4 protein-coding genes are annotated in these 8,347 nt (G+C 60.3%); 1 reads left to right on the plus strand and 3 read right to left on the minus strand.

All coding sequences use genetic code 11. The features are described from left to right. Positions 1–375: 375 nt before the first annotated feature. The 3 genes from BV106_RS13720 to gnd all read right to left on the minus strand — a co-directional run bounded on the left by BV106_RS13720 (position 376) and on the right by gnd (position 7,692). Positions 376–2,664: a HEAT repeat domain-containing protein gene (locus tag BV106_RS13720; RefSeq protein ID WP_038165511.1), complete on the minus strand. Its 2,289-nt coding sequence runs from the start codon at positions 2,662–2,664 to the stop codon at positions 376–378. Between the two features lie 777 nt (positions 2,665–3,441). Continuing rightward, on the minus strand, positions 3,442–5,931 hold the full coding sequence (locus tag BV106_RS13725) for a hypothetical protein (RefSeq protein WP_038165513.1): 2,490 nt from the start codon (positions 5,929–5,931) through the stop codon (positions 3,442–3,444). Positions 5,932–6,252: 321 nt separating this feature from the next. Beyond that, entirely contained in the window at positions 6,253–7,692 is a 1,440-nt protein-coding gene (gene gnd, locus BV106_RS13730) for a decarboxylating NADP(+)-dependent phosphogluconate dehydrogenase (RefSeq protein ID WP_038165514.1), read from the minus strand. Positions 7,693–7,926: 234 nt separating this feature from the next. On the opposite strand from gnd, the gene BV106_RS13735 reads away from it, so the two are divergent. Next, on the plus strand, positions 7,927–8,347 hold a 421-nt coding region (locus tag BV106_RS13735; protein ID WP_265595664.1), incomplete at its 3' end, for a molybdenum cofactor biosynthesis protein MoaE.

Here is an 8,347-nt window from a genome sequence, read left to right on the forward strand (position 1 = left end):
GGAGAATACTCCGGGTCCTGTCGGCGATGCAAGTGCGTTGTGTCGGGGTGGGGAGGTCCCGCGATCCCGTTTTCCCTTTCGGGAAGGGATGCATGGTATGTATTGACCTCATTCAGAGACTGCAGGATCAAGCTGTCTGCCGATAGTGCTCTCTACCTAGAACCCGGAGGGTTCGGTGCAATGGTGGACCCGCATTCCGCAGCTCAAAATCCCCTTGCGTTTGTTGTGGTGTGGTGAATCTAGGAAACAAACAGATTGCGAAGCTTTTGGAAGCTGTTCGTAGTTCAAACTTTAGTTTGCCTCAGTCGATCAGGAGTGGCGCGTCCTGAGCAAACTAAAGTTTGAACTACAAACAGTTTCCCGCTGCCTGCCCCCTCACTTCGGCCGCGACTCGATCCACTTCGTCCACGCGTCTCCATCGGTGCCAAAAGACTCGCCCGTCAGGTCGATCAGCTCCGCAGCGATGAGGCGATGCAATCCGTCGTTGTTCATGTAGTCGTCCTCCACGCGGCCGAAATCCATGCGCAACATGCCGGCGAGAGCCCGCAGGGCCTCATCATTGCCGACGGAGGCAATGGCCGCGAAGCTGTGCTTGAGCGCGGAGCATGTCGCCAGATCATCTTCTTGGGGCAGCGCCCCGTCCTTCACGGTGGCCAGGAAATTGAGCAGCGGTTTGATGATCCGCGGATCCTTCGTGTCCCGGAGCGCGAAGAGGATGCTGGACTTATCCTCCCAATCGGGGTCGTCCAGCAGGCGGAGCAGCTTCGGAGCTGGCTCAGGGCCACGCCGGATGAGCTGCAGCTGCAACTTCCGCTCAGCTTCTGGCAAAAGATCGGGCAGCAGCTTCTTGAGGCCTTCCACCTGGGTCGCCGTCAGATCATCTTCCCTCCAGCCAATGCTAGACAGAGCTTCAATGCCGGGCTTCCCCAGATCCAAAATACTCTCGGTGTCACCTTCTTGAAGGAGTCGGGAAACCAACGGTATCAAGATGTAGTATCTCTCCCGTCTGAGGAGATTGGCCCAATCTTGAAGCACCTCGGGGGCGAGAGGGGCTGGGTCAGCGCACAGAGCACCGATCACTTCGAATTGCGGCTTCGGTCCATCGAATTCCGAATCCTCTGCTTTCGAGGGGGCCATCGAAAACTTTACCAGGGCCTGGCGAACCCGTGCCGAGGGCATGATGGGCAGCCACTGCAGCGCGGGGGAATAGAACAGCACCGCCGATGCAGGAGTGAATGCGCGATCGTGAGCGGGATCGGTAGATAGCGCCCAGCCCGAGACCAGCTTCTTCTTATCCTGACTCAACAGGTTCAGGAAAATATCCTCCGCCCAGGCCACCTCGGGTTTCGCGGGTTTGTCGGCCACGGGCAGGAACGGGAAGGTGAAGAGACAGTGCACTGCATCAGGGAAAAGGGGCGAGGCGGGATCGGCAACGGCCTGTCTGAGCACTTCTCGTCCTCGTTCGTCGTTGCGGGCGGCCAGCATTCCCGCATACACCAGCTTGAGCGTGGGATCGATCCCCTCTGCCTCCATCTGCACAGCCAGGAAGTCTGACCTCTTTGCGGATTCATCCCGCTGCAGAAACTCGATCACCTGAGCGTTGTGAGAACACATCAGCAGGGCCCTGGTCTCGCCTCCCAGGTAGCCGTTGAAGACCGCCTCTCTGGCCTCCAGCACGGGCAGTCCGTCCCGCATGGGCACAGGCCTGCCGGAGATCCAGTGGTAGTTCCAGCCTTTTGGTCTGGTATCGAGAGGCTGCACCTTCGCGGCCCGCACCGTGTATTGAAGCACCAAGTCGCGATCCACCTTGGAGGTGATTTGGTCCAGCGCTGGCCGCAACTCGCGGACGAGCCGACCTGTGACCCGCGCACTCCCGCCATGGTGGTCCGAGTTGAACGTGAGCACGCGGCCCCCTGCCGAGGTGAGGCAGATCCGTTCTTCATCTCCTTTGCGCTCAAACCACCAGACGCCGTTCATGCTTCGCAGGCGCCCGGTGAGCACCACCTCCTGGCCGATCCTTTCAGCGAGCGAGGCGGCATGCCACTGGGCACCTTGCCACTGCCATCCGGTGCCAGCGGGGTGCAACCGTCCCCGGACGACGACCTCCCTGTTGAGCAAGTGGGGTGGCCATTCGGTGAGCCCGTCGATCGCTGCCTGTTCCTCCTGGCACCTGAGCCGGCCCCCGGCCACCGCGGTGCCGGTCATCTCGCAGTCCCGGTCCGCAAAGTCCTTGAACCGATGCGGGGCCGCGGGAATGCGTTGAAACTCCGTGACGTTGAAGCCGATGTTCAGTGATGGCCCCGCCTTCAGGCATTGCCCCCAGCGCCCCTTGACCGAAAGCCAGTCCCCCTTCTTGAGTTTCTTGCTCTCGCTTTCAGTAGGGCTGCCAATGAGGTGAAAACAAAGCTCATCGGTATTGCCCCTGCCATTGATACGTGCGGCAGTGATCGCCACCTCAGCGGAACTTCTGTAGGGGTTGGTTTTGACGATGAACCCTTCGATCACCATTTCGTCCTTGGTTGAAAATGCTGCGCCATCGATGCGCAGCGTGTCAAAGGTGTTGAACGTCTCCGCAGGGCTGCGGGTGGGCACGCCCAGCCCGCATGACATCGCCACGATGGCGACTACCCAGCAGCGCACGGCAGGACGAATTGCAGCGATCATGGCATGGAATCATGCGGAACGGGCCGGATTCTGGCAAGCGGCAAATGGGGGAGGGCGCGGCAGCGATCCGGCGTCCCTCCGGGACGCGAGAGGGGAGGGCGTGGTAGTCCGGTGGTTGGCACCACCGGCTACTGTCCAACGTCCCTCCGGGACGAGAGCCAAGTGCCAGCAAACGCACCACAGCATGGTAGCGCAGATTGTTATTCTGCTGTGCCGCCGATTGGCAATCGGCCCTGCCCGCCGAAGCGGGAAACGTTTATCCTCACATGAAGGTACAAAGGCACAAAGGATTGAGCTGCTCGGATGCTCTTTCAGGAAGCAGTGTGCTGTTGGAAGCTGTAGGGAGTACAGGCTTCATTCAGGAATTGAAGAACCAATCCGGCTGTCAAAGATGAAGAGTTCTTTCTAGAACCCGGAGGGTTCACTATGAGTAGCCATGGGTGGAACGAGCGTAGCGAGTACAACCCATGGAAATCGAACGGGCAATTTCTACCGCGGAGCGGTAGGCCTGATGGTCCAAACTCGGATGGAGGTGAATTCGAGGGAAGCAACCAGCAGTGGGCGACGCGATGGGCTTACCACTCCGTGGTAGCAGGTCTGGACGTCAATCCACGGGTAGCCCTCGCTACACTCGGTCGACCCGTGGCTATGCATGGTGAACCCTCCGGGTTCGATGGAATGGTAAACCCGCATTCCGCAGCTCGAAATCCCTTGCGTTTGCTTGCAGGCCCTATGGTCTTGAATGGACGCCGGAAAACGGTGGTACCCGCACGCAATCTACAAGTCGGACTCCATCGGCCCCAAGCAGATTCGCAAAACAAAATCGGCTTCTGGTGCAGCGGTGACGACCTTCTGAAAGTGCTCTTCAAATCGGGTCCAATACTCCCGGTCCACGGCGTTCCCCAATGCGACGGAGTTGTCGTCCATCAACGTCCCCCTGCCATCAACCTCAATGCTAAACACCCGCTGAAGCTCTGTGCCGATCAGAGGCATGCTGGGTCGCAACTGCAGGTTCAGCGCCACGCCGCTCAGATCACGACTTCGAACGGCTTCAACGGACAAGTTCGATGTCTTAACCGCTGATGAACCGGCGTAGTCGAGCGCGATTTCGACCAGCAGGTCGGGTGTGAAGTTCCTGCCCTTCCACGACAGGACGTGCTTTTGCAGGCTCTTCAGATCCGGATGATCGCCGAAGTGACAGTTCACCTGGGAAATCTGCATCGCCTTTTCAGTGGGTAGTGGCGGAGAAGCTTCGGGTGTGGCGGGCTCGGGCTGTCCCTGGGATCTTCGCCAGTGGTTCTTCGCCTGAAGGATCGCCCTGTCACGATGGCTTCGATCACTGCGATTGGCATAGGCATACTCTTCCGGAGCTATTTCATGCAATGCCATGAGCGCGAAGTCGCAGACTCGGGGATTTGTGTGGGTGTATTGCATGGTGCTCCCGCGGTATCCGGCGCTTCCGTCGGTGTCATCAAGCGCATCCACCAGGAATCTGATCACTGTTTGGTGCACCTCTCGAGGGGCTTGTTTGATGATCATGCCGTCGTCTGCCTTGCCGCTCAGAGACGCCCGGTACTTGTCTCTCAGCACATCGATGATGCGAAGCCTGCGATTCGCAGGACGCTGGTCCCACTGGTCCAGAATCAGCGCCAGTGCCTGCTGATCCTTGGTCGCGGCGAGGATGCGGAGCAGGGCATCAAACTCGTCGTTGTGCGATGGTTTCAGTCGCAAGGGCAGAGCCTGCCACAGCTTGATCGCGGTTGGCAGGGCGGCGGGATGCCCGCGGTTCCACAGGGTGCGGATGGCATCGACTCGGAGGTAGCGGTTGGTATCTTGCTCCATCTGGCGCAGCAAAAAGCGTGTGGCGTCGTCAGAGGAGATCTGCCCGACCTCGCCGAGGTAGTCGCTGGCACGGCCGGCGGCCTCTGCCTTCAATGCGCCCACGAGGATGGCGCGGTCAACCGCGAGCGGGTTAATTTTGGTCAGTCGTGCGATCTGTGCTCCGGATGGCCGCGTGCCGGAGGAGATTGCCTCAACGAGCATCGCTTCTTCGCCCTTTTTTTGAAACTCCACCCACCACGACAGGGCGTTCCTCCGCACCATCTCGATCCGGGCGGGCTCTTCGATAAACAGCATCCTTTTATCAGCGTCAGTAAAGTCGGTTAGACTGAGGTTCCTGATAACGGATTCGCACAGGTCACCGACGGTCATGATCGTGTAGGTGAAAGGGTGGCGTTGCCCGAAGTAGAGGGTCCGGGTCGGAGTGGGATCCCCCAATGACTCGATGAGCAGCGGCACCGCGTGGATGCCCAGTGCAATCAGGGATTTCTCTGGCGGGAGCCCATCGTCCGGGCCGGTAGGGGGAAGATTCTCCGGCTGATAGGAATCCTTGTTTTGAAATCGCAGCCGGAAGATGTGCTCCCGCACCTGGTCATCGATGGGAAGCTTGCGCATCTCAGCAGTGGTGGGCCAGGGGCGCCCGGCCTCTTCAGCATTCATCCTTTCCAGACGGGTGCACAGACTGCGGGCTTCATCCACATGGTCGGATGCCGGGTAGTCCCTTGCCATCTGCTTCAGGGCCGAGATGAGCTCGTTGCGGGGTTGCAACGGATTGTTCCCAGAGAGGACCTCATCATCGCCGCCAGCCAAATCCAAGATGACCCGGAACAGGGCCGCTTTCCCGAGTTCCCGTTCAAGATCCCTTCGCATGCTGGAAGCGTTGGGTGAGTCGGAGGTGGCGTCTGGACTGGGGAGCCTGGCCGCCTCATCAAACAGCGCTTGAGCCATTTCCGTCTGCCCCCGCTTGAAGGCCACGTGAGCCAGAAAGAAAACCCGTGCCTTCTTTTCAAGCATCCAGCGACGACGCATGGAGATGGCCACTCTGTCCCAATAAGGCTCATGGCGCTCCGTCAGATAGCGACGGGCGTATTCGTGAAACGGCCGCACTTGATAGATGCATTCTTTGGTTGCCGTCTGCTTGGATGCCAGGGTTGCAGTGAGCAGGTCAGGAAACAGGACCTTGCATTGAACGCCGTCGTCCTGCAGCACAAAACCCAGCACCGTATTGGGCCTCATGTCCTCACCGGCGTACTGAATCATGCCTCCCGTCCGAATCTCCGCCCATCTGGCATGAGTGGTGTCTGGATACCCAAGCGTCTCAAACCATTCGAAGCACTCCTTCGCCTCCCTGGACACGGGTGGCGAAACGGCCTGTGATGCACCGGGCAGAGCGGTCAGGATGAACAACGCGATGAGCAGGGGTTTCATGGCAGCGTGGAGAATACCTCAGGCGCGACCCTGGTGGCAAGGTCAGAGGTGCGACCCCGTCCGGCGAGGGCAATAAGGAAACAACCCGATCATGAAGCGGTTCGTAGTTCAAACTTCAGTTTGCCTCAGTCGATTTGGGGTGTGCGTCCTGAGCAAATTAAAGTTTGCACTACAAACAGCTTCCAAACTCCGGCCCAGAGCATCTAACCCATAACTCCTAACCTCTAACGCCTCCCCCCCAACAAAAAAGCGGGAGACGGCCAACGCCATCTCCCGCTCTCAATTAACAATCAATCAGTCAGGCATTGCCTGCCACCCAAATCACCCAATCACCTCAGGCCACTCGGTGTGGAAGAACTCGCCTTCGGGCTTGTCCAGGCGCTCATAGGTGTGAGCACCGAAGAAGTCGCGCTGGGCCTGCAGCAGGTTCGCCGGCAGGCGCTCGGCGCGGTAGCTGTCGTAGTAGCCCAGGGAGGCGGAGAAGGCCGGAGCGGGGATGCCGTTCAGGGTGGCGAGGGCCACCACTTCACGCCAGTTCTGCTGGGTCTGGCTGAGCACGCCCTTGAAGAAGGGGTCGAGCATCAGGTTCACCAGGCTGGAGTTGGTGCGGTAGGCGTCCGTGATGCGGTTGAGGAAGCGCGCACGGATGATGCAACCGCCACGCCAGATGGCGGCGATGCGGCCGAGGTCGAGACCCCAGCTCTTCTTCTCGCCCATGGTCTTGATGAGGTCCAGACCCTGTGCGTAGGAGATGATCTTGGAGGCGTAGAGGGCGTCGTGCACCTTCTTCACCAGCTCAGCCTTGTCGGTCGTGATGTTGGCGGTCGGGCCGGTCAGCTCCTTGCTGGCTGCCACACGCTGCTTCTTCTGGCTGGAGAGGATGCGGGCCTCCACAGCGGCGTTGATGGTGCTGATCACCACCGCGTTCTCCGCGGCGTTGAGGAGCGTCCACTGGCCGGTGCCTTTCTGGCCGGCCTTGTCCACGATGAGCTCGACGACGGACTTGCCGGTCTCGGCGTCCACCTGCTCGAGGGCCTTGCCGGTGATCTGGATGAGGTAGCTCTGGAGGTCGCCTTCGTTCCACTCGTTGAAGATCGCAGCGATCTCAGCGGTCGTGAAGCCAGCGTGCTTGAAGATGTTGTAGGCTTCGCAGATGAGCTGCATGTCGCCGTACTCGATGCCGTTGTGGATCATCTTCACATAGTGGCCGGCGCCGCCGGGGCCGATGTGGATGACGCAGGGCTCACCGTCCACCTTGGCGGAGATGCTTTCAAAGATGGGCTTCATCACCTCCCAGGTGCTGGCAGGGCCGCCGGGCATGATGGAGGGGCCTTTGCGGGCGCCTTCTTCACCGCCGGAAACGCCAGCGCCGATGAAGCGGAGGCCTTTTTCGCTGAGGTAGGCGTCACGGCGCTCGGTGGTCTGGTAGAAGCTGTTGCCGCCGTCGATGACGATGTCGCCCTTGTCCAGGAGGGGGATGAGTTGCTCGATCACCGCGTCCACGGCGTCACGGTCGCTGTCCTTCACTGCGGTGGACTTCACCATGATCTGGATCTTCCGGGGAGTGGCCAGGCTCTGCACGAACTCTTCCAGAGTCTTCGCGCCCACCAGTTTCTTACCCGGATGCTTCGCGATGAACTCGTCCGTCGTGGCGGTCGTGCGGTTGAAAACGGAAACCTGGAAGCCGCGGCTTTCCACGTTAAGGACAAGGTTCTGGCCCATCACGGCCAAGCCGATGAGTCCGAAGTCGCTTTTTGACATGGTAGGGTGTAGGTGGTTGGCGGTGTGTTGAGACGCCCGACGCCCGGAATTGGGCGGGGAGGGAGTTAACCTCCCTGAGGCAAATCGCAAACGGGAAATTATTCATGGGGACCATGAGCCAGCCCGGGTGGAACACGGGATTTGCCCCCGGTTGCCGCGACCGGTCGGGGCGGGGGACTCCAGCCACTTGCGCTTGATGTTTCCCCGGCGGTGTCGCATTGGTCACCCCTGCCCATGCCCGACTCGCCGCCCGCCAGCGCCTCCGCTTACACCTTCCAGTTGACCGCCGACCCCATCGCGCCGGAGGCGGCGGTCTTTGCCGCAGAAGAGGGGGCGGAGGTCCAGTTCCTCGGCACCGTGCGGGGCCAGGAGGAGGGGCGGGTCATCACGGGCATCGACTACAGCGTGTACCGCACCATGGCGGAAAAGGAGCTGGAACGCCTCTGCCAGCGTGGCCAGACCGAGCAGCCGCCCCACCGCGTCTTCATCCAGCACCGGCTCGGCTTTGTCGCCGACCGTGAGCCCAGCATCCTCATCCGCGTGCAGACCAAGCACAGCGCGGAGGCCTTCGAGATCTGCCGCTGGTACCTCAAGGAGATCAAGACCACGGTGCCGATCTGGAAAAACGCCGGTGTGGGCGGAGGCGGAATAAACT

The sequence above is a fragment of the Verrucomicrobium sp. BvORR106 genome, from assembly GCF_000739655.1.
Classification (GTDB): Bacteria; Verrucomicrobiota; Verrucomicrobiia; order Verrucomicrobiales; family Verrucomicrobiaceae; genus Verrucomicrobium.

Excerpts from the sequence above, each read along its gene's own strand:
- gnd (WP_038165514.1), bottom strand. The coding sequence starts at position 7,692 with ATGTCAAAAAGCGACTTCGGACTCATCGGCTTGGCCGTGATGGGCCAG.
- BV106_RS13725 (WP_038165513.1), bottom strand. The coding sequence starts at position 5,931 with ATGAAACCCCTGCTCATCGCGTTGTTCATCCTGACCGCTCTGCCCGGT.
- BV106_RS13720 (WP_038165511.1), bottom strand. The coding sequence starts at position 2,664 with ATGATCGCTGCAATTCGTCCTGCCGTGCGCTGCTGGGTAGTCGCCATC.